This is a genomic window from Undibacterium sp., assembly GCF_030683615.1.
GTDB lineage: Bacteria > Pseudomonadota > Gammaproteobacteria > Burkholderiales > Burkholderiaceae_D > Undibacterium > Undibacterium umbellatum.
In genome coordinates, this window is record NZ_JAUXQE010000013.1 from 18,141 (window position 1) to 38,828 (window position 20,688).

The 20,688-nt window shown below is 49.2% G+C and carries 15 protein-coding genes; 3 read left to right on the forward strand and 12 right to left on the reverse strand.

Annotated features, from left to right (window positions below; all coding sequences use genetic code 11):
- Nucleotides 1-67: 67 nt before the first annotated feature.
- The 8 genes from Q8K39_RS07570 to Q8K39_RS07605 all read right to left on the reverse strand — a co-directional run bounded on the left by Q8K39_RS07570 (nucleotide 68) and on the right by Q8K39_RS07605 (nucleotide 11,084).
- On the reverse strand, nucleotides 68-2,941 hold the full coding sequence (locus tag Q8K39_RS07570; protein WP_305259151.1) for a pitrilysin family protein: 2,874 nt from the start codon (nucleotides 2,939-2,941) through the stop codon (nucleotides 68-70).
- A gap of 107 nt (nucleotides 2,942-3,048) precedes the next feature.
- Nucleotides 3,049-3,840 (reverse strand): hypothetical protein, encoded by a 792-nt coding sequence (locus tag Q8K39_RS07575; protein WP_305259153.1) that lies wholly within the window; start codon nucleotides 3,838-3,840, stop codon nucleotides 3,049-3,051.
- Between the two features lie 130 nt (nucleotides 3,841-3,970).
- A complete protein-coding gene (locus Q8K39_RS07580) occupies nucleotides 3,971-4,480 on the reverse strand; it encodes a DUF2867 domain-containing protein (RefSeq protein WP_305259154.1) in 510 nt (169 codons plus the stop codon).
- Complete coding sequence (locus tag Q8K39_RS07585; RefSeq protein WP_305259156.1) at nucleotides 4,477-4,866, reverse strand: DUF6463 family protein; 390 nt, start codon at nucleotides 4,864-4,866, stop codon at nucleotides 4,477-4,479. Before Q8K39_RS07585 ends, Q8K39_RS07580 begins: the two co-directional genes overlap by 4 nt.
- Nucleotides 4,850-6,202 (reverse strand): AarF/ABC1/UbiB kinase family protein, encoded by a 1,353-nt coding sequence (locus tag Q8K39_RS07590; RefSeq protein WP_305259158.1) that lies wholly within the window; start codon nucleotides 6,200-6,202, stop codon nucleotides 4,850-4,852. The genes Q8K39_RS07585 and Q8K39_RS07590 overlap by 17 nt, the downstream gene beginning before the upstream one ends.
- Nucleotides 6,199-6,942 (reverse strand): TetR/AcrR family transcriptional regulator, encoded by a 744-nt coding sequence (locus Q8K39_RS07595; RefSeq protein WP_305259160.1) that lies wholly within the window; start codon nucleotides 6,940-6,942, stop codon nucleotides 6,199-6,201. The genes Q8K39_RS07590 and Q8K39_RS07595 overlap by 4 nt, the downstream gene beginning before the upstream one ends.
- Before the next feature lie 222 nt (nucleotides 6,943-7,164).
- Nucleotides 7,165-9,426 (reverse strand): ATP-dependent DNA helicase, encoded by a 2,262-nt coding sequence (locus Q8K39_RS07600; RefSeq protein WP_305259161.1) that lies wholly within the window; start codon nucleotides 9,424-9,426, stop codon nucleotides 7,165-7,167.
- Nucleotides 9,423-11,084 (reverse strand): VRR-NUC domain-containing protein, encoded by a 1,662-nt coding sequence (locus tag Q8K39_RS07605; RefSeq protein ID WP_305259163.1) that lies wholly within the window; start codon nucleotides 11,082-11,084, stop codon nucleotides 9,423-9,425. Before Q8K39_RS07605 ends, Q8K39_RS07600 begins: the two co-directional genes overlap by 4 nt.
- Nucleotides 11,085-11,321: 237 nt before the next feature.
- On the opposite strand from Q8K39_RS07605, the gene Q8K39_RS07610 reads away from it, so the two are divergent.
- Complete coding sequence (locus Q8K39_RS07610; RefSeq protein ID WP_305259166.1) at nucleotides 11,322-11,687, forward strand: hypothetical protein; 366 nt, start codon at nucleotides 11,322-11,324, stop codon at nucleotides 11,685-11,687.
- A gap of 60 nt (nucleotides 11,688-11,747) precedes the next feature.
- The gene (locus Q8K39_RS07615) at nucleotides 11,748-12,686 is read left to right on the forward strand and encodes a DUF5655 domain-containing protein (RefSeq protein WP_305259168.1); all 939 of its coding nucleotides are present in this window, start codon (nucleotides 11,748-11,750) and stop codon (nucleotides 12,684-12,686) included.
- Between the two features lie 201 nt (nucleotides 12,687-12,887).
- On the opposite strand, the gene Q8K39_RS07620 is transcribed toward Q8K39_RS07615, so the two are convergent.
- The 4 genes from Q8K39_RS07620 to hsdR form a co-directional block, all read right to left on the reverse strand.
- Entirely contained in the window at nucleotides 12,888-14,699 is a 1,812-nt protein-coding gene (locus Q8K39_RS07620; RefSeq protein ID WP_305259169.1) for a restriction endonuclease subunit S, read from the reverse strand.
- Entirely contained in the window at nucleotides 14,696-15,733 is a 1,038-nt protein-coding gene (locus Q8K39_RS07625; protein WP_305259171.1) for a YhcG family protein, read from the reverse strand. Before Q8K39_RS07625 ends, Q8K39_RS07620 begins: the two co-directional genes overlap by 4 nt.
- 2 nt (nucleotides 15,734-15,735) lie before the next feature.
- A complete protein-coding gene (locus Q8K39_RS07630) occupies nucleotides 15,736-17,205 on the reverse strand; it encodes a class I SAM-dependent DNA methyltransferase (RefSeq protein WP_305259173.1) in 1,470 nt (489 codons plus the stop codon).
- Nucleotides 17,206-17,317: 112 nt separating this feature from the next.
- Nucleotides 17,318-19,708: an EcoAI/FtnUII family type I restriction enzme subunit R gene (gene hsdR / locus Q8K39_RS07635; protein WP_305259212.1), complete on the reverse strand. Its 2,391-nt coding sequence runs from the start codon at nucleotides 19,706-19,708 to the stop codon at nucleotides 17,318-17,320.
- A gap of 363 nt (nucleotides 19,709-20,071) precedes the next feature.
- Between hsdR and Q8K39_RS07640 the strand changes: the two genes are divergently transcribed.
- Nucleotides 20,072-20,557: a helix-turn-helix transcriptional regulator gene (locus tag Q8K39_RS07640; RefSeq protein ID WP_305259175.1), complete on the forward strand. Its 486-nt coding sequence runs from the start codon at nucleotides 20,072-20,074 to the stop codon at nucleotides 20,555-20,557.
- Nucleotides 20,558-20,688 lie beyond the last annotated feature (131 nt).

A 20,688-nucleotide genomic window follows, 5' to 3' on the forward strand; every position in this document is an offset into this window, starting at 1 on the left:
AAGGGGCAATCCATGAAGATTGCCCCTCCTGATTGCCCTTGCTGTATAGCCTTGAGCCAATTGGATCTTACTTGCTCGCCTTTTTCTGCTCAGGATACATCACGATCTGCGCATAATTCTGAAAGTTGAAATAACGCTTGGCGGCTTCCTTGATTTGTGCTGGCGTAATCGCACGTATGCGTTTTTCCGCCGTCAATATGGATTCAGCGTCGGTTTTGTAGAACACCGTATTTTGCAAGTGATTCAGCCAGTTCTCATTGCTGCGCAATTCTTGCTGGTGTTCTTTCAGCCATGACTGCTTCACCTTGTTCAAGTCTTCCACTTGCGGGCCAGATTGCTGCAGTTTTTTGATTTCGGCAAACAGGGCCGCAATGACCTTGTCCACATTCTCAGGGCTGCACGGCAACTCTGCATCTATGCTGTACTTGCTCTGTGGAATGCGTTCAAACGATCCATTCATGCCGCCGCTGTAGATCAGACCCTGCTTTTCACGCAGCACGTCGATGATCTTCAAGTTCAGGATATCCACCATGGCATGGAAGCGGCCATTTTCTTCTCTTGAGTAGGTCGACGGGCCATTAAAACTCAAGACCACGGTACTTTTCTCTTCACCACCGATATACACGTCTTTCTTGACCACACCTTGTACCGGATTAATCTGCAAATCCTGATACTCCGTCTTGATATCAGCATTAGGCAAGCTGGCCAGATAAGTCGCAATCAGGGGTTTGATTTTATCCAGTTCAAAACTGCCGACAAAAATGAAATGCATGTCCTTGGCACTGCCGTAGCGTGACTGATAAATTTCCATGCTGCGGTCCAGTGAGATTTTGTCAAAATCTTCTACCCTGGCCAAACGCGAGACGCGTGGATGATCTTTATAGATAGTCGTTGTAATTGCATCTGAAAAAATAGCTTCAGGACGTGCCCAGGTGTTTCTGGCAAGTTCTTTTTGCGCGCTGATCAGTGTCTGGAACATCACCTCATCCTTGCGCGGGCTGGTCAGGCGCAGGTACAGCAATTGCAGCATGGTTTCTATATCATTGCTGCTCGATGCGCCACCTATGCTCTCGGAATAATTATCCATGCTGGTCCTGACATTGGCTGATTTGCCTGCCAGTGTTTCCTGCAAATCTTTTTGACTGAACTTGCCCATGCCCATGCCCCAGACCACAGGATTGCTATAAAAAGTATTGTAATAATCAGCGTCAGGAAACAAAGACATGCCACCAGCCCGACGCGCGCTCAACAAGACTTGATCATTCTTGAAATCAGTTTTTTTCAGTGTGACCTTGACGCCATTCGATAAAGTCATTTCTACCAGACCCAGCAATTTGTTTTCTTTTTCAGAAACGATCTGGCCAGGTAGCGGTGGTGTCGCCATCAGGCTGGCATTGGCGACTTTTTCCGCCTTCGCCTCCACTGGCTTTTGTTCAGCCTTGGCAGCCATACACAGCAAATCTGCTTCGCTCGGTATGATTTCGCCCGCCTTGTTTGATCCTACGTAAAACATCAGTTTGACGCTATCATCCGGCGTCGCTTGCTTGGCAAAGCGATTCATTTCTTCCAGCGAAATACCATCGGCAAATTCCTTGAAATACAGGTATTCGTTCTTGATGCCAGGTATAGGTTCATTGGTCAGGAAATTGCGTATATATTCTGCCGCAAAGCTGGCCGAGTTGGATTTGCTGCGCTCGTTGAACATGCTTTCATATTCACGCGCTTCGATCTTCTTGGCCCTGTCAAGTTCGGCAGCCGTAAAACCAAACTGGCGCACACTGTTTTTTTCCTGCATCAATGCATCCAGTGCTGGCTGTATGCCTGCTTGCGACAGCATGGCAGTCGATATGAAAGAATCATAACCGGATACCACAGGCTCACTACCAGCAGAAGCCCCGAGGAAAGGTGGTTTGGCCTGCTCGGTCAATGCGCCCAGACGGCGGTTTAACATGGCCTTGTACAAACCTCGGACAATATCCTGGCGGTAGTCGGCAATCACATTATGCGGCGACTGTTTTTCCAGCGGATAGCGCAACATCAGCAAATTATTGGTGGCTTCCTTATCGGTAATCACCAAGGCTTTGGAGGCAGTATTTTTGGGGATGCTGATTTCAGGCCTGGCGCGCGCAGGCACGGGGTTTTTCAAACCTGAAAAATACTTGTGTACCATCTTCTCGGCTTCATCAGGCTGTATATCGCCAATGACGACCACAGCCATCAAATCTGGCCTATACCAGTCCTTGTAAAAACGGCGCAGGGCATCATGCTTGAATTGCCTGATGACGTCTTCTTTACCTATGGGCAGGCGCTCGGCATATTTTGATCCATTGAATACCTCGGGCAGCAACTGACGTGTCATGCGGTCACTTGCACCTTTGCCCTGGCGCGCCTCTTCCAGGATGATCCCGCGCTCCTTGTCTATGTCGGCGGCCTTCATCTCCACGCCTTGTGCCCAGTCAGCCAATACCTGGAAACCGGTCTTCAGGTAAGCAGGCTTGTCGGTAGGGATGGGCAGGATGTATACCGTTTCATCAAAGCTGGTATAGGCATTCAGGTCAGCACCAAATTTCACCCCTATGGATTGCAGGTAAGAAATCAGTTGATGCTTCTTGAAATGTTTGGAACCATTGAAAGCCATATGCTCAGTAAAATGCGCCAACCCTTGCTGGTCATCATCCTCCAGCACAGACCCCGCTTTGACGACCAGACGCAACTCCACCTTCTTGCGTGGCGTATCGTTTTTCTGGATATAGTAAGTCAGGCCGTTTTCGAGCTTGCCCCGTTTCAAATCAGGATTGATGGGGATGGGGTCATTCAAGCGTATCTCTGCCAATGCTGGCAGACTGATAGGCAAACTGACGAACAGCAAGAACAGCGTGGTTGCCAGGCCTTTGCCTGGTGTTGATGATTTTGTGGCTAAGGTTTTTACGGTGTTTGGCATAAATAGCGGCGCAGGCTAGATAAAAATGCCAGTGTACCTTGTTGGCGAGATGCCGGTGGAATGGGCTTTGTATCGATTTGCTACAGGGATGTGTGCCAGGACTATGTTTAGCTACCACAACCCCCGCCACAGCCACCGCCGCAACTTGATCCTCCCCCATCGCAGCTACCGCCGCCGGAGTCACAACTGCCATTGTCACCACTGCTGCTACCACTGCTTCCGCAAGATGAGCCATTATTGGCCGCCTGTGCTTGCTTCTTCACCATTTCTTCATAACTCAGGGTAGAGAGCAAGCCTGCCGCCAGCAACTGGGCTGCTCCAAAGCTTTCCGGGTAGGTGGATTTGCCCGCACCTACGCCTCGCGAGTTCATATTCTGGAAACCTATACGGGCAGATGTCGCAAAGTAGGAATAACCATGTGGCATATGCAGCTTGCCATCCAGGGCAAACAGGTGAGGGACAGAGGGGCTGCCAGGCCAGCTACCTTCTGCTCTCTGTGCCGTGACCAGGCAATTGGCCAGAGCCAGATCAATCTTGCTGGCCATGTGTTCTGCTTCCACATGCGGTATCGTGCTGCCAAAGTGTTTGCAGCAAAACTTGTCCAGATGGATGGATGACCAGTCGTTCCATGCATGCCAGACAGAATCCGCCGCCTTTGACGGTAGCGCACAAGCCTGCTTGCTGCGCTGGACACAACTGAAGAACATCATCAGCCCCTCAGCTGCGCGGGTAAAAAAAACGGCATCACTAGGGATGCCGGGGAATTCATTTTTTGCAGTTGCCTGCCAATGCAGGAACACTGCATTCGGTATCTCAACCAACTGACGCCTGTAGTCGGAAAGTTCGGTGATATTCCTGGCCCGCATCATTTGGTATTTTTGTTTTAATTTACTTAGCATCGTCTTTAATCTCCTTTTCTCTCTTGTTGTAGTGATTTCATCTTAGAGAGGATTTGTGACAAATGGATGACAAAAATGATGAGGGAAAATACGTATATGGTTTATCTCCTACTTAATGGAAAATTCTCTCTTATGCCTTGGCGAGAATGGCAGGCGCAATGACTTTATGCGCTGGCCCGACGAAAAACATATATGTTCGCCCCAGATTATTGTGTACATGCACCACCGTGCTGAGAGCGATAAAAGGCTGACCATCCCTGGTTTGCTTTGAGACTGATACCTTGACATCCAGATGCTTGTCAGAATCGCAGAGTATGACTTCTTCATCTGACTTGTACACCAGAGAAAATATCCCGGCCTTGTCACCGACCTGATAGGCTTCTGCAGGCTTGTTCTTGTTCAGTGCCTTCATCCCACCCACATTCTTTAAGCCAAATAAAACCACCACGCGATTACGTATACCCATCATGGCATTGACCCAGTCTGGTGTTTTGGCAAAGGTATCCATATAGATTTGCATTGCGCTCAAATCTGCATGAGGGAAGGGTGTTTGAAAGCAGTCATAAAAGTAAGCGCCAGGCACATCTTCAGCGATTTTGCTGGATGCCGGGACTGCTGTTTCCGTGATCTTGTTTTTCATGCTGCCTGCCCTTGGTTTACGCGTATGTTCATCAATGCAATTGCTGCAGGCATGGCCAGCCAAAAGCCGGACGTGGGCATCAGTATCACCGCAAAGATGCAGCAAAGCAGGAGACCCAAACCCAACATAGGGGCTTCAGTAAAATCAGGTTTGCGTTCCAGGCTGTTGATGGCCATACCCAATAGCAGGAACGGACCACCAAACAGCAAGAACCATGTCGCTGCCGACCGTAAAGGGTCACGATTGACGGTATTGAATACTCCTCGCTCCAGCATGCCCAATAAAACTGGACCAAAGAGTAGAAAGGCCGCTATCGTGTGCAGAGCTGCAACGGCGATCAGATACTTACCTATCCAGATTTTCCGTTGCTTAATTGGTATTGACATGGTTTGCTCCTTGTTTAATCCAGGCTATTTCAGTGTTGACGACAGCACCCATTTTCCTGAGCATATTCATCAGCCCCAGGTAGGCACGGTCAAAATAAGGTACGTCTTCATGCCAGCCCGACAGGATGCCCGACAGCAGCCTGCTATGTTCGGCATTGATGGTTTTGGGGTAGGGCGATTTATTGCTGAAGTCAAATGGGCTACTTTGAAATGCTTCTATCTTCCACGCGTGCAGGTCGGCAAGTGCGGTCATGACACTATGATCAAATTCATCTTGCGTGACCGTATCAGAAAACAGACCCAGATCTATATACGCCAGCCGCAGGATGCGATTACGCTCAGCAACATCGGTCATCAGCAAGGCACGCCAGCTACGCGCCATCGCATCACAAAAATTATACGAAATTTTATTCGTGCAACCAAAATCCAGCACTGCCAAACGCCCATCCGACATGAATAAAAAATTGCCAGGATGCGGGTCTGCATGTATGCGGCCCAATTCACAAACGCTGAACCAGAACCAGTCAAACAACAGTTGACCGTAGTGATTACGTTGTGCCTGGTCAGGCGCTGTCGCCAGCCATGCATCCAGGTGCAGGCCATCAAGTCTCTCCATCGTCAAGACACGCTTGCTCGACATTTCGTCGATGCATTTCGGGATGACTATACCCGGTAAATTCACATGCTCATGAAACCAGTTGAGCTGCATCGCCTCATGCTCATAATCAAGCTCTTCACCCATCTTGACTTCAAGCTCGCTCATGAAGCGGTCTATGACCTCTTTACGCGGCAAGACGGTGGTGCCCATGGCCAGGGTTTGAAAAATGCCGCGCAGCATGCGCAAATCACTGCCTATGGCAGATGCGATGCCAGGGTACTGTACCTTTACCGCCAGTTGCTGGCCATTGGCCAGTTGTGCATGATGCACCTGGCCCAGGCTGGCTGCAGCAAAGGCATGCGCATCAAACTGTGCATACAGATGTTCTGGTGCCTTGCCGAATTCACGTTGAAAAACTTTATGGATCAGGGCACGGTTCAGTGGCGTGACCTGGTGGCAGCCTTTCGCCAGTTCGCGGCGTATGCCCTCCGGTAAAAAATCGGCTTCCATGCTCAGCAGTTGCGATACCTTGAGGGCGCTGCCTTTTAGCTGGTTAAGCGCCTTGAACAGTATGCGGCCCAGTTCAGCTTCATGCCGTTCTTGCGCTGCTTGCTTGTCATCGTCGCTGCGCAGCATTTGCCGCGCCTTGTGCCCCAGCTTGCTGGCACCGGCCTGTGCCAGCGCCAGGCCAGTGATGGCAGTTCTGCCCAGCTTGCTGGCGGGCGGTGCCTTGTTCATCGTGCATCCCCCAGGCCACGTCCTAATCCATTCTGCACGAGCTTGACCATTTCCAGCAAACCAGAACCATTTTGCATGATGCGTGACAACTGGTTGCGCAGCATGAAGCTGGCAAGCTCTGATACCTTATTGACGATGCCACTCTTCAACGCCATCACCAGTATCGCCAGCGTCATGTCCACCAGTTGCGTGGTATTAGAGAATTCTTCCGAATCATCCTTGAGCCAGTAGGCGATGACAGCAAACAGGTAATCGCCAAACAAACCGCCGATCAGGTTCTTGAAATCGCATGGGGAGATGTCGCCACGTTGTTCTGCCTCTTCCAGCAGGCTGATAATTTCCTGCTTCAGGGTTTGCTGGCCTGGCATATTGTCACGCATCATCAGCAGTGGCGATTTGCCAAAGATATCCCGCGTAATCTCTACAAATTCACGGTCACCCAGCAAGAGCTCCAGCAAGGCATCCACCAGTCTTTGCAGCTTCTCTTGCAGGGTGAATTCGTCCCACCCCGGCGTTTCTTGCGCCACTTCCAGCGTGATTTCTATACACAATTCATAGTAAGCCAGCAGGATTTTTTCCTTGCTCGGGAAGTACTTATAAATCGTCGCATCACCTATGCCCGCTTCACGGGCAATCTGCTTCATCGTGGCGGCGTCATAGCCTTTTTCCGTAATCAGATCGACCGCAGTGCGTATCAGGTTACGCCGGGTTTGCTCTTGCTGGGACTTGGAAGTTTTCATAATCGAGACGAACTTCTATAAAAATGGTGATTGAGTTCCATTAATATATACATTGTTTCGTTAAATAGCAAGGTTTACTTGTTTAATGGAGGGTTTGTATTGATTGGGGTTGGGGAGGTAGGTTGGGCTACGCTTTATCAGCCCAACACTGGGCCTCTGAAAATGTATAGGTTATTTAAACGCCGAGTGTTGGGCTCGTAAACCGCAGCCCAACCTACGAGATTAGAGTTTGCAATTCCACCACCCCGGCAACAAAGCCCGCACATCTCCACGCGCAAACCTGTCATCAATCAAATACACCACACCCCTGTCATCCGTCTGCCGTATCACCCGCCCCGCGGCCTGCACCACCTTTTGCAAACCAGGATAAAGATAAGCATAGTCATACCCCGACCCAAATATTTTGTCCATGCGCAGCTTGATCTGTTCATTGATGGGATTAAGCTGCGGCAAACCAAGCGTGGCGATGAAAGCACCAATCAGGCGAGCACCCGGCAAATCTATACCTTCACCAAATGACCCACCCAGCACAGCAAAAGCGATACCCTGGCTATCCTCGGTAAACTGAGCCAGGAACCCTTCACGATCGGCCTCATTCATACGCCGGGTTTGCAAACGCACAGGGATATCAGGATGCGCATTGATAAAGCTGTCGCTGACCTGGCCCAAATAATCAAAGCTGCTGAAGAACGCCAGATAATTACCAGGTTGCGCATGATATTGCCGCGCCATCAAGGCGACGATAGGTGCAACAGAACGCGCACGGTCGGCATAGCGGGTAGAGACACTATCCACAACATGCACCTGCAACTGATCAGCAGAGAAGGGCGATTCCACATCTACCCAGGCCGTGCCTTCTGGCAGGCCTAGCGTGTCGCAATAATAATTCCATGGACTCAGAGTGGCCGAGAACAGCGCTGTTGTATGGCTGGCCGCAAAACGCGGTGTCAGAAAAGCAGCAGGCACGATATTGCGTATGCATAGCGTTGATGCACCATGCTCCTTGCTGATATCAAATACCGAATGATCAGCAAAGCTTTCTGCCAGACGGTTGAACAGCAAGGCATCCAGATAAAACTGCTGTAAATCTGGCGCTAACTGGCTGGGGTTGTCAGCAAAGTAAAGACCGATTTCTGTACACAGACGTGTCAACGCGGCCAGCAGTTTTTCTGGTATCTCTGCATAAGCCTGGTAATCAGATTCCTGTTCTTTCTCCAGTTGCAACCAGGCGCGATACAAGCTGTTCAAAGTTTTTTTGAGTGCTGGCGGCGGTGTTTTGCGCAAGCGTTTCAGGCTATCGCGCTGCAGCTCTGCACTATACATCTGCCGCGCCCGCGTCACCATATTGTGCGCCTCATCCACCAGCACAGCGACACGCCAGTTGTTGACTATCGTTAAACCATGCAGCAAAGCATAGATGTCAAAATAATAGTTATAGTCACCTATGATGACATCGGCCCAGCGTGCCATTTCTATGCCCAGATAATAAGGGCAAACCTGGTGTGCCAGGGCGACACTGCGCAAGCCTTCCTTATCCAGCAATTGGTGTTCAACAGCTGCAGCGCGCGCAGCAGGCAGGCGATCATAAAAGCCTTTAGCAAGCGGGCAGGCATCGCCATGACAAGCTGCTTCAGGGTATTCACATGCCTTGGTCTTGGCAACCAATTCCAGCGTGCGCAAGCCTAGCTTTGGCGTGCTGTTCTGGATATTGCCCAGCGCATGCAAAGCCAGTTGCCGCCCCGATGTTTTTGCCGCCAGATAAAAAATCTTGTCCAGCTTATGCTCCGCTGTCGCCTTCAACAGTGGGAACAAACTGCCTATGGTCTTGCCTATGCCTGTCGGCGCTTGCGCCAGCAGGCAACAGCCGCGCTTGCTGGCCTTGTACATCGCTTCTGCCAGTTGCCTTTGCCCCGGCCGAAAAGTCTCATGCGGAAAGACCATATCACCCAAAGCCAGATCACGCGCTGTGCGGTGCACCACTTCCTGCTCTGCCCAGGCAATAAAGCGCCCACATAGCAAAGCAAAAAAATCTGCCAATTCAGCAGCAAACAACTCTTGCTGCAACACCGTTTCTTTCTGGCTTTGTATATTGAAATACACCAGCGCCACGCTGATCTTTTGCAAGCCTAGCTTCTGGCATAGCAAATGTCCATAGACCTTGGCCTGCGCCCAATGCAGATGACGGTGATTGTCTGGCATGGCATGCAAGTCACCCAGGTAGGTCTTGATTTCTTCTATCTGCTGCAAGTCGGGGTCATAGCCATCAGCACGGCCACGCACATGCAAGCTGCCATGCTGGCCTTCCAGCTTCACCTCCCGCTGGTAGTTACCGCTTCTGCGCAAGGCCACAGTTGCATGCCCAGCCATGCCTTGCTCGGCAGTGGGCGAGGGCGTAAAACGTAAATCGAGGTCACCTTGCTTGGCCGTGAATTCGCACAAGGCACGCACGGCCACGGTATAACTGGCGGTGCTCTCAATGCTCACTGTTCAACCTCTTGCCATTCCAGGTAGCACACTGTCACTGGCATATCGTGCGTGGCACAAAAATCCAGCCAGCGCTTCTGGTTATCCTGCAGCTTATCGCCAGGGCCTTTGACCTCTATCATCTGATAACGTTGCTCTTGCGGCCAAAACTGTATCAAGTCAGGAAAGCCATTACGGTTGGCCCGGATGTCGAGCAAAATGCGCTCAAAACTATGCTTCAAATGCTGAGCAGGTATGCAAGCCAGCGCCATCTCCAGCAAGTCTTCAGACAGCGCACTCCAAAACACAAAGGGTGATTGCAAACCAGACTTGGCCGCATAAGTTTGCCGTATGGTCTGGCGATAAGCACCTGTATCAAGCTGCGCAAAACAGGCAGCAAAATCATCCGCCCGCCGCGCCTGAAAATCAACACTCATTAAATCTGCTGGCCCACGCTGGAAGGGGTGAAAAAATGCCCCTGGCATCGCCTTGAAAATCACAGGCCAGCACAATAAGCCAAACAGAGAATTAATGAGCGCATTCTCCACATAAAACACCGGCGCATCATCTGTATGCAAATGACCACGCACCACATACTCGACCACATAATCTTCTTGCGGTAATGGCAGGCGCAAGGCCAGTTCTGTCGGTGGCTTGCTGGTCGCCTTGGCGGCTTTAGCCAGCCCCAGCTTGCGGGCAAGGCGCGGTGCTATGCGCAACATCTGCTGATGCTCTGCCTCACTCTCAGGTGCTTGCTGTGCCAGCATCAGCAAATCATAGGCAGCCTGCGTCTGTTCGCATTTCTCCAGCACACGTATGGCCCGCAAGCGCGCACCAGGGTAAGTGCAACCCGCATACACCTGCTGCGCCAGCGCCCAGTCCTTTTGCTTTTCCAGATACTCACCAATCTGATACAGCAAACGGTTACGGCGGCTCGCCAGCCAGACATTGTCCAATGCATGCAAACCAGTCGCAGCCAGTTGCGCCAGCACCTCAGGCACAGGCTGTTCCGCATGAAAAGCCTCACGACAGGCATGCAAAGCCAGATAAGCATCAATATCAGCACGACAGCCAAAGCCGCGCGAGGCTGCAGAAAACTCCACCTTTTCATACTGGAAGATACCCAGGTCAGACAACACAAACTCAGACCAGTCCTGATACAGGTTGCCAAAAAACAGCAACCGCAAACGGTCACACAAATCCTTGTTCAGCACCTGGTAAGCCACATCGCCCAAAACACCCGCACACCAGCCAGAAAAAGCCTGGCTACCCGTATGCCGCAAACTAAACAAACCCAGTTGCTCAGCCTTGGACAATTTCTTTTCAGCAGGCTTCATCGCCAGCACCAGCGCCAGCTCAGGCTTTTGCAGCAAATCAAACAAGCCAGCAATATCGACCACAGGATCCGCCTGCACCCAGCCCACATCCACCAGTGCCTGCATGGCCGCCCTGGTCTCACCAATCTCGGCATACACCAGCTTGCTGGCCCTGAACACGCAACCCTTGCGCATCACCATCCGCACAAACAAAGCCCGCGACGCCTGCGGCAGGCTTCCAAACTGCGCAATAAACGCCTGCTCATCAGCAGCCAACAAATCCGCATAACGCCCACCCACCCAGTCCAGCACGGCCTGGAAGTTTTCTAAGTAGTAAAAAGGATTATCCAGATTGGCAAGCATGGGGCAGGGGAGTAGCGTTTAAATAACTGTATATGCATACAGTTTAACGCAATGTGGGATGAAGGGTAAACGAGAACTGTGACCAATTCCGTCTGTATTGAAGGCCCAGCGGTTAAAATACTGCCATATACTCCTTTCCCTTCAAGGGAAAGGCAGGGATAGGGATGGGTTTCCGTCGAATACCCAGGCAGCAACCCTGCTCATGAATCCCACCCAAACGCCAAAGAAGACAAAAAAATGAACAAAGCCGAAGCCATCCAAATCGCCAACGATTCCCTGCAAGCCAACGTCCTCAACGAAGGCAACACCCAATTCTCCCAAGTCGTCCGCTACGGCAACGACGAAGGCTGGTGGCTCAACATCCCCCTGACCAACTTCAGAAAAGAAAACCACTTCCTCATCTGCAGCGAAAAAGCCAAAATCATCCGCCACCTGACGATCAAAGCCAACAACATCCTAAGCCCCGCTACCAAGTTCCGCGTCAAGGACGGCATCGCCGACATCTTCATTTCATCAGCCAACCCCAAGCGCCTGACTGACGTGCTGCAAGGTGGCAGCAAGTACAGCTTTAATAAGCATTTGGTGGATGAGCATAGGTATTGAGTTATTGGCGCTTCGCTCTGATAATGCGTCAATTGCTACTTTAAAAGACAACAAAATAAAATGAGTGAAATCAGCCTGTTCCGCCTGAGCGATGGCAAAGCCACCATGTTGCAAGGCGATGCATCTGGCCTTGAACGGCCTCTGCAAACCCTGATAGAAAGTAACCTGACAAACCTGTTGCGCATACGTTTTCTGGCATCTGAATACAGCACCGGAAAAACACATGGCGGGCGTATAGATACGCTAGGCCTGGATGAAAACGCCTGCCCAGTGATTTTGGAATACAAGCGTTCTGTGTCTGAAAATGTTATCAATCAGGGCTTATATTATCTTGATTGGTTAATGGATCACCAGGCAGAGTTCCAGCTATTAGTCGCTAAAAAGTTGGATGATACTGCCGCAGCCAGCATAGACTGGAGCGCCCCACGCCTGGTTTGCATCGCCGCTGACTTCACCAAGTTTGATGCACATGCAGTGCAGCAGATAGATCGCAATATTGAGCTAATACGCTATCGCTTATTTGGTGAAGACTTACTGCTATTGGAACAAGCCAACGGTGGCAGCAATCCCACACCTAAAGCCATCAACAAAGCGATCAGCGAGACCAGTGCCGTCAATCGACCCAGGAGTGGCGACAAGTCATATGCAGAATGGTTACATGAATTGTCACCTCATCTACGCGAATTATTGACGACCGTTGAAGACTTCATTGCCTCTCTAGGTGATGACGTAGAACGAAAAGAGCTCAAGCTCTATGTCGCATTCAAGCGCCTGAAAAATTTTGCCACTGTTGTTCTGCAAAAGAATCGCATCGTGCTGTATTTGCATATCTACCCAGCGCAGTTTGCTGTTATGCCTGCGAATTGCAGGAACGTAAGCAATAGCGGCCACTGGGGGACAGGCGATTTGGAAGTGTCTGTTTCAAACGGTGATGATTTTGAAAATGCTAAGTCGCTTATATTGCAAGCGTATGAGGGTAAAGTATTTAAACCCGTTTGAGTATTTCTATGATTTGCAATACTTCACTCTGACACAAATCCTTCGCTTGTTTCAAACAAAATTCAATCGATTTATCTGCCTTGTTCGGTGGGCACTTCATGTCCTTAGTGGACCTCTGACCAAATTACGAAGTTTGAAATTTCGTAAATTTCTATGAATATCGACCGAAAAGAAAATCAGTTCCATGGATGCAAGTTTCCCTCACGCGGTATTTGCAATTATCACGTCGGCTAGCTTCTGCTGGCATAGACTGGCTTCCGTGATACGGGATTTTATTTGTTCGCATAGGGCCATTAGTTCGTCTACTTTGATGACTATACGAACTTGTTCTTGAATGTCGAGTAGTGGTACAGGCATGATTTTCAAATCTTTAACACCCTTTACGTTTGGAATCGCAGAACCGGTTGAGTTGTCAAAAATTTGTTTTTGAAAAAAATCAGATCTAAAAAGTAACTTGAAGAAATTTCTATCATAGTATTTATGATTGATTCTTACTCTCAAAAGTGCTTGATTGATGATACCTTCCTTAAAAACAGGTGGAACCTGAGTAATTCTCCCTAAGGTAACACCAGAGCAACTAACGAGGTAGTCGCCGGATTTAACTGCAAACCCTTTCATTTCTTCAAATTTCTGGGAAGTTATGTAATATCGTTCAAACGAGCAGTCATCATTAATTGGACAATATTGCTCATACACTTTGTAACCCGATTCAACAAACATACCTTTTGTGAGTGAGCTTCCGAAAGGACCTCGTTTAAATGCGGCGTCGTCAAATGCCAAAATTTCGTTCCACTGAACCCATGTCCATCGCTCAGGCAATTCGTATGGTTTTTCTGCATCAGTCATCAGAGGCAGTGCATTATTTTTTTTGATCTTCCCCTCAGCAATTAACGTAGCTTTCTCAGCCTGAATCCGCATAAGCAACTCACTAGCCGATTCGTCCTTCGGATCTTGTGGTACGAGTTTGCCCATGACTGCTAGTTGTAGCAGGGTTTGTTTTAGGGCATCTATGCTGGTTTCGGTGGTGAACAGGGTGTCAAAGTGCGTGGCGATGAGTTGCCAGTTGGTTTTGAAGTCTGCTGCGTCGTGCGATTGCGTGAGCGTGCTTAACAAGTGGCTGACGAGTTGTTCGTGAGCGTCGGCTGCGTTGTTGTGTTGGGCTTCTAGTTGGTCGCATAGCGCCATTAGTTCGTCTACTTTGGCGACTATGCGGTGTTGTTGCTTTAGAGGAGGAATTGGAATTGGTGCTAGGCGTAACTTCTCTTGAGATATATTGACTTGACTTGCCGCCATTCCAGATTTTGCCTTTTCTAAAAAAGCAGCAGTCGCTCCCGCATTTAAACTTAATGCTAAATAGCGTCCGTAAATACCAATCTCAATTGGATGAAATCTGATAATTTTGTCAGAAATCATTAATTTCGGGCGAGTATTTTGAACAAGACATGATATGGCGACCCGGTTCGTTGGTCCAGCTCGGGTAACTAAAATATCACCAACTTTTACTTCAGCTTCTGGTCGTGGAATCAATTTTTCAGGTAACTCTTTATTTTCGTAATCTAGATATTGCATCGCCTGAACAGAGGTAGTTTTCAGTACACCCCAAACACTGTCTGCCGGCGAACGATTTTCGAGGCAAGCAGGACTCCATCCAGAATCCATTCCTGTCGTAATTTCAACTAGTCTTGTCCAAATCCAATCGTGAGGCAATTCAAACGGATTTTCTTCTTCTGTCATCAGTCCAAACGACTTATCCTTCTTGATCTTACCATCAGCAACCAATCTGTCTTTCTCAGCTTGAATTCGTTTTAGTAACTCACTAGCCGGTTCATCATTCGCATCCTGCGGTACCAACTTACCGCGCACGGCCAACTCCAAAATCAATTCACGCAATTTCTTGATGCCATACACGCTACCGGCATTGCTGGAAGCGCGGCCACGGCCGGATTTTTTTCCGGTATCGGCGGCAGTCCAGATGTGGATGTGTTCGGTGATCAAATGTTGTAGTGCGCTCATGCATCGTCTCCGGTTTGGGCGTTTTCCAGCACGGCACGGTCGCGTTGTAGCTCGGCTTGTAATTGTTCTTCGGTGGGTAAGAAGGCGCGGTAGCGGCTGGCAAACAGGTGTTGGCTGTCAGCTAACAGGGAATATTTAGCGACGGCTTCGTTGCGCTCTGAGAAGAGGATTAAGCCTAGTGTGGGGTTGTCGCCTTCGCCACGATATTGTTCTTCAAAGACGCGCACATACATGTCCATTTGGCCTACGTCTTGGTGGGCGAGTTTTCCGACTTTGAGATCGACCAGCAAAAAGCATTTGAGCAGGTAGTTATAAAACACCAGATCGACAAAAAAATCATCGCCTTCTACGCGCAATTGTTTTTGCCTGGCGACAAAGGCAAAGCCCTTGCCTAGTTCTAGCAAAAAGTTTTGTAGCTGACCGATGAGATTGGTTTCCAGTTCTTTTTCATAGAGGGTGGCGCTGGGGTGGGCACCGATAAATTCTAGAATATAAGGATCGCGGATAAAGTCGCGTGGGTCGTTTGGGGTTTGTTCTGCAATGAGGGCGACCGCCTCGCTTTGTACTGCGAGCTTGTCTTGGCTGGAGAGCAGACGTTCATAGAATAGGGTGCTCACCTGGCGATCTAGCGCGGCGACACTCCAGCCTTGGCTTATTGCTTCGTTGGTGTACCAATCGCGGGCGGCGCGGTCTTTAATCCGCATTAAGACCTTGAAATGCGACCAACGTAATTCTCTCCATGCCGTGGAGAGAATTGGGAACTCTAGATAAAATTGTCTAAAATTCCATAAACTTTGCGGTGAAAAGCCTTTGCCATATTCAGCACTGAGTTTTTGCGATAGGTGCTGCAAAGTCTGCTTGCCATATTGGGCACGGGCAGCGCCGCCTTGTTCGTCCTCTACAATTAAACGACCGACATGCCAATAGCTTTGCACCATGACGTCGTTAATTGTGTGGCGAACTTGCTGCCGGCCGCCATCAAGAACTAGCCGAACTTGTTCGTATAGGGGTTGAATATTGACTGGCACTGTCATGATTAGGCGTTTCCTTGCAAGGCATTTTGTAAGATGTCTTTGAGCTGACCGCGCAAGTTACTGATGTCGGCTTGCATGGCGGCGTATTGCGCCAGCAATATTTCCGGGTCGTGGATCTCTTGTTCGCCTATGTGCGGATTTTTACAATCGAGATTGTAGTTGCGTGCCTTGATGTCTTCCAGGCTCACTTTCCATGCCTGGCTGTTTTCAGTGCGGGTTTTGAAACCATCCGCTTCTGTACCCCACCAGGCGCGTTCTGCGGCGAACTCCTCTAGCTTCATGGGTTTGGTTTTGTTATAGCTCTTGACGCCTTCTGGGTAAGGATGCTCGTAAAACCAAATGTCTTGCGTCGGTGTGCCTTTGCTGAAAAACAGCAGATTGGTCTTGATACCTGTATAGGGGGCAAACACGCCATTGGGCAGGCGCACGATGGTGTGCAGATTGCATTCGTCCAGCAGCTTTTCTTTGATGCGGGTTTTGATGCCTTCGCCAAACAAGAAGCCATCCGGCAAAACCAGGGCTGCACGGCCACCAGCCTTGAGCATTTGCATGATCAGTACCAGGAACAAATCGGCGGTTTCACGGGTGCGAAAGGCTGCGGGGAAGTTGGACTCTATGCCGTCTTCTTCCATGCCGCCAAAAGGTGGATTGGTGACGATGACTTCAACGCGCTGCTTTGGTCCCCAACTGATCAGCGGGTGGGACAGGGTATTGTCATGGCGGATATTGATAGGCGTGTCCAAGCCATGCAAGATCATGTTGGTAGTGCAAAGCAAATGCGGCATTGGTTTTTTTTCTATGCCTAGTATGCTTCTTTGTAATTCTGCTTCGTCTTCTACGGTTTTGACGTCCTGACTGCGGATGTGTTCAATTGAGCAGGTCAAGAAGCCACCGGTACCGCAGGCGGGGTCCATGACTTTTTCACCCAGGCGCGGGTTGACCATTTGTACCATAAAGGCGGTGACCGCACGCGGTGTATAGAATTCACCAGCATTGCCTGCGGCTTGCAGATCGCGCAGCAGTTGTTCATACATGTCGCCGAACAGGTGACGTTCTTGCGCTTTGTTAAAATCGACGCCTTCCTGAATTTTGTTGATGACCTGGCGTATCAGTTGACCAGATTTCATGTAGTTGTAGGCGTCTTCGAATACGGAGCGAATCACGTAGGCGCGCTGGTCGTCTCCCTTGGCTTCAAGTTGTTGTAATGCCGGGAACATATCATTATCAAGAAATTTCTTGAGTTCATCGCCTGTCATGCCCTCTGCATTGGCAGCCCAGTTGCGCCAACGGTATTTTTCTGGCAGTGGTGACCGGTAGTTATCTTGCAGCAGTTCCCATTCTGATTCGCGGTCATCAAATATCTTGAGGAATAACATCCAGACTAATTGGCTAAGTCGCTGGGCGTCGCCATCGACGCCTACGTCTTTGCGCATGATGTCCTGGATGGATTTGATGGTGCTGGAAATGCTCATGGTGATTTCTTAATGTTGCGGGTTATGTTTACGTGGGGTGCGTTATACGCACTTATCTTTGATTGTTACTGGTTTGGGCGGTGCGCATGGCGCGCCCTACTTATCTGAATGTTTATGCGTACAGATTTTGTTCTAGCTCATACAGTGCTGCCATATATGCGGGTTTGCCACCAAAGGCAGAGACTAGCTCACTAGCTGTGCCCATGGTTTTAAATGGATCAAGGGTGAGGATTTTAATATCTTCAATATTCTCTATACCAGTGTCGGCGTATTTCTCCAGAAGTATTTCCAGAACCTGCCGTGCTTGCTCGCCATATTTTGTGAAGTAGTTGCGCTTTTTTACTTGATCAGCCCGTTCACGACGGGTGAGTGGCGGTTGATCAAATGCGATGTGGCAGATCAAATCGAAGGCGTCGAAATCTTTACCTACGTCTTGTGCAAGTGCTTCCAGCAATACGCCGTGCTGTTCAAGCTCTTGCAGAATCGCAGTTTTACGTTCGGCTTTGCTCCAGCGCAGCAGGAATTGATCTAGCGAAGTGTAATCTTTGCGTACAGTCTGGCGCGTGTAATCCTTGAGAGATTCTGTGATGAGCTTGCCGTCCGGCCCCATGTATTGCACGCGTTCTGAAGTGACAAATACTTCTACGTCGCTGACGATATATTTTACCCGACCTTGATGCACTTCGTTGCCGTTTAGATCGCTTTGACTTTCATCATAGACGAGTTGATCTTGAGTATTGGCATCTTCGGGCAAGATGGGGTTGCCATGTTCGTCCAGCAAGATGTCGGTTTCTTCGTCTGGCGGTACTGGCGACTCGTCTGCTGTGGGTTCATAGATGACAACTGGCTCACCATCAAAATCTTTATCAGCAAACAGTTCTGTCGCCTTCTTGAAATCCATGATGGTGAACCAGTATTTATCGTAATCCTCGTTGATGCGCGTGCCACGTCCTATCATTTGTTTGAACTCGGTCATGGAATTGATGTGCTGATCCAATACCACCAGCTTGCAAGTTTGTGCATCAACGCCGGTGGTCATGAGCTTGGAAGTTGTGGCAATGACTGGGTATCGCTCCTCTGGATTGATAAAATTATCAAGCTCAGCTTTACCTTCTTTTTCATCGCCAGTTATCCGCATGATGTATTTGCGATTTTCTTTCACTCGTTCTGGATTGAGATTGACTAAAGCTTGGCGCATGCGCTCGGCGTGGTCGATGTCATCGCAGAAGACGATGGTTTTGGCGTAAGGATCAGTGGATGTCAGAAATTGTGTGATCTTTTTGGCGACGAGTTCTGTGCGCTTCTCAAGTACCAAGGTTCTGTCCATATCGATTTGATTGTAGATACGGTCTTCAATTTCCTGGCCATTCTTATCAAGCTGCCCCTTGCTTGGACGCCAGCCTTGTACGTCTTTGTCTATATCAATACGTACTACTTTGTATGGAGCGAGGAAGCCATCTTCTATGCCTTGCTTGAGGGTATAGCTGTAAACTGGATCACCAAAATAGTTAATGCTTGAAACCTCTTTGGTTTCTTTTGGCGTAGCGGTTAAGCCTATATGCGTTGCATTAGAGAAGTAAGTCAAAATAGAACGCCATGCAGAATCCTCAGCAGCACTGCCACGATGACATTCGTCAATGACGATGAGGTCAAAGAAATCAGGCGAAAATTGCTTGTAGATGTTTTGTTCTTCTTCTGTGCCGGTGACCGCTTGATACAGACATAGGTAAATCTCGTAACTTTTATCAACCTGGCGCTTTGTGATCTTGGTCATGGCCGCGCCGAAGGGCTTGAAATCATTATTCTTGGTCTGATCGACGAGGATGTTGCGATCTGCCAGAAATAGTATGCGTTTTTTGGCACCGGATTTCCATAAACGCCAGATGATCTGGAACGCGGTGTAAGTTTTGCCAGTGCCGGTTGCCATCACCAGGAGAATGCGCTGTTGTCCCTGAGCGACTGCTTCAATGGTGCTATTGATGGCACTCGCTTGATAGTAACGTGGTGAGCGACCAGTACCGTCATCGTAATAAGGCATCTCAATTGTCTGGATTGCGGCGGGAGTTTCTATCCCTTTCCATTGGCAATAACGCTGCCAGAGTTGAGTCGGGTCAGGGAAGGCATCCAGGCTTAGTTCTATTTCTGTCTTTTCTGCGCTCCCTGTACGGTCATGCATCAGAAAGCCGTCACCATTAGAACTAAAGACAAATGGCACACCCAAGGTCTCTGCATAATTGAGCGCTTGCTGCATACCAGCGCCTAGACTATGAGTGTTGTCTTTGGCTTCAATGACTGCCAGCGGGATGTTCGACTTGTAGTAGAGGATGTAATCAGCACGTTTTTGCTCGCCGCGAGTATGTAACTTGCCCCGCACTATGATGCGGCCTTTGGTAAAACTCACTTCTTCACGGATTTGGGTATGCAAGTCCCAGCCAGCACTTGTTACGGCTGGTGTAATGTACTTTGTGCAAATATCACGTTCGGTGAGAGTTTTCTTATCCATCGGTGTCGTGTTTGTGTTGCGCTTCGGGAGGAGTAAAGATTGTACTTGATGGGATAGTAACTTAATGCACTTCTTCCTTTTTGAAGTGGAGAATAATTTCTGTATTGGGAAATTGCGCGTGAGTGTTTGGTGGCGTTGGCATGGAATGAGAAGGGAACCACAAACTAATAGCGACAACTCAGTAAGCAAGCGAGCAGATTCTGGCATCCCTGCACAGAATGGCTAGTTTGGCATTTTGAATCCATAGAGTTGTTTATTGGTAAATATCTATAGCCTTAGGCAGTCTTTTCAAATTCTGGATGATATTCCCTTGATTTTTAATCATATTGTTCCATAATTATGTTCAATATACTGAACAAATAAATGTTTATGAAACTTCACGAGATTGGCGATCAAGTAAAAGAGGCAAGGGCTGCGTTGGGACTGACGCAGGCGCAAGTCGCCAAGCTTGCAGGATTGTCACGTACAACGGTCAATCAGCTTGAAAGTGGCGTCTTGTCTGATCTTGGCTATAGCAAGCTGCTTAATCTATTGGCTATTTTGGGGCTAGACCTGGATGCGAAACCTGCCAAGGGCGTTAGCAAGGCTCTGGATATTGCTGCGCGTACTGCCAGCACCAGTTATGGGCTGATGCTGTCTTCATCTCAGTTGAAAGAGATTTTGGGGACAGGGATTGCGCCTGCTGAATATCAGCCTCACCTCATGACTCTCCTGGAAGAGACGCCATTGCCTATTGTCGTAAAGGCGATTCATGAAGCAGCGACTGCAAGCCAGACCTCAACGCGAACCATTATGCGCAATGTGTCGAAGTTTGCCAGCGATTTGCATATCTATAGAAAGGTCTGGTAATGGCGGATTTGGCGATTTGGGAGGATTTGTTTAAAAAGAGTCTGACTTTGATTAATGAAATCGAGACTCATGGCACAAAGAATTTGTACTGGACTTTTGGTGGTGGGACGGTGTTGATGCGTCGTTATTAG

Bases quoted from the DNA above. Each gene is read 5' to 3' on its own strand.
- Q8K39_RS07580 (WP_305259154.1), bottom strand. From the start codon at position 4,480: ATGAAAAACAAGATCACGGAAACAGCAGTCCCGGCATCCAGCAAAATC.
- Q8K39_RS07590 (WP_305259158.1), bottom strand. From the start codon at position 6,202: ATGAACAAGGCACCGCCCGCCAGCAAGCTGGGCAGAACTGCCATCACT.
- Q8K39_RS07575 (WP_305259153.1), bottom strand. From the start codon at position 3,840: ATGCTAAGTAAATTAAAACAAAAATACCAAATGATGCGGGCCAGGAAT.
- Q8K39_RS07605 (WP_305259163.1), bottom strand. From the start codon at position 11,084: ATGCTTGCCAATCTGGATAATCCTTTTTACTACTTAGAAAACTTCCAG.
- hsdR (WP_305259212.1), bottom strand. From the start codon at position 19,708: ATGGATAAGAAAACTCTCACCGAACGTGATATTTGCACAAAGTACATT.
- Q8K39_RS07630 (WP_305259173.1), bottom strand. From the start codon at position 17,205: ATGAGCATTTCCAGCACCATCAAATCCATCCAGGACATCATGCGCAAA.
- Q8K39_RS07585 (WP_305259156.1), bottom strand. From the start codon at position 4,866: ATGTCAATACCAATTAAGCAACGGAAAATCTGGATAGGTAAGTATCTG.
- Q8K39_RS07640 (WP_305259175.1), top strand. From the start codon at position 20,072: ATGTTTATGAAACTTCACGAGATTGGCGATCAAGTAAAAGAGGCAAGG.
- Q8K39_RS07595 (WP_305259160.1), bottom strand. From the start codon at position 6,942: ATGAAAACTTCCAAGTCCCAGCAAGAGCAAACCCGGCGTAACCTGATA.
- Q8K39_RS07625 (WP_305259171.1), bottom strand. From the start codon at position 15,733: ATGACAGTGCCAGTCAATATTCAACCCCTATACGAACAAGTTCGGCTA.
- Q8K39_RS07620 (WP_305259169.1), bottom strand. From the start codon at position 14,699: ATGAGCGCACTACAACATTTGATCACCGAACACATCCACATCTGGACT.
- Q8K39_RS07570 (WP_305259151.1), bottom strand. From the start codon at position 2,941: ATGCCAAACACCGTAAAAACCTTAGCCACAAAATCATCAACACCAGGC.
- Q8K39_RS07610 (WP_305259166.1), top strand. From the start codon at position 11,322: ATGAACAAAGCCGAAGCCATCCAAATCGCCAACGATTCCCTGCAAGCC.
- Q8K39_RS07615 (WP_305259168.1), top strand. From the start codon at position 11,748: ATGAGTGAAATCAGCCTGTTCCGCCTGAGCGATGGCAAAGCCACCATG.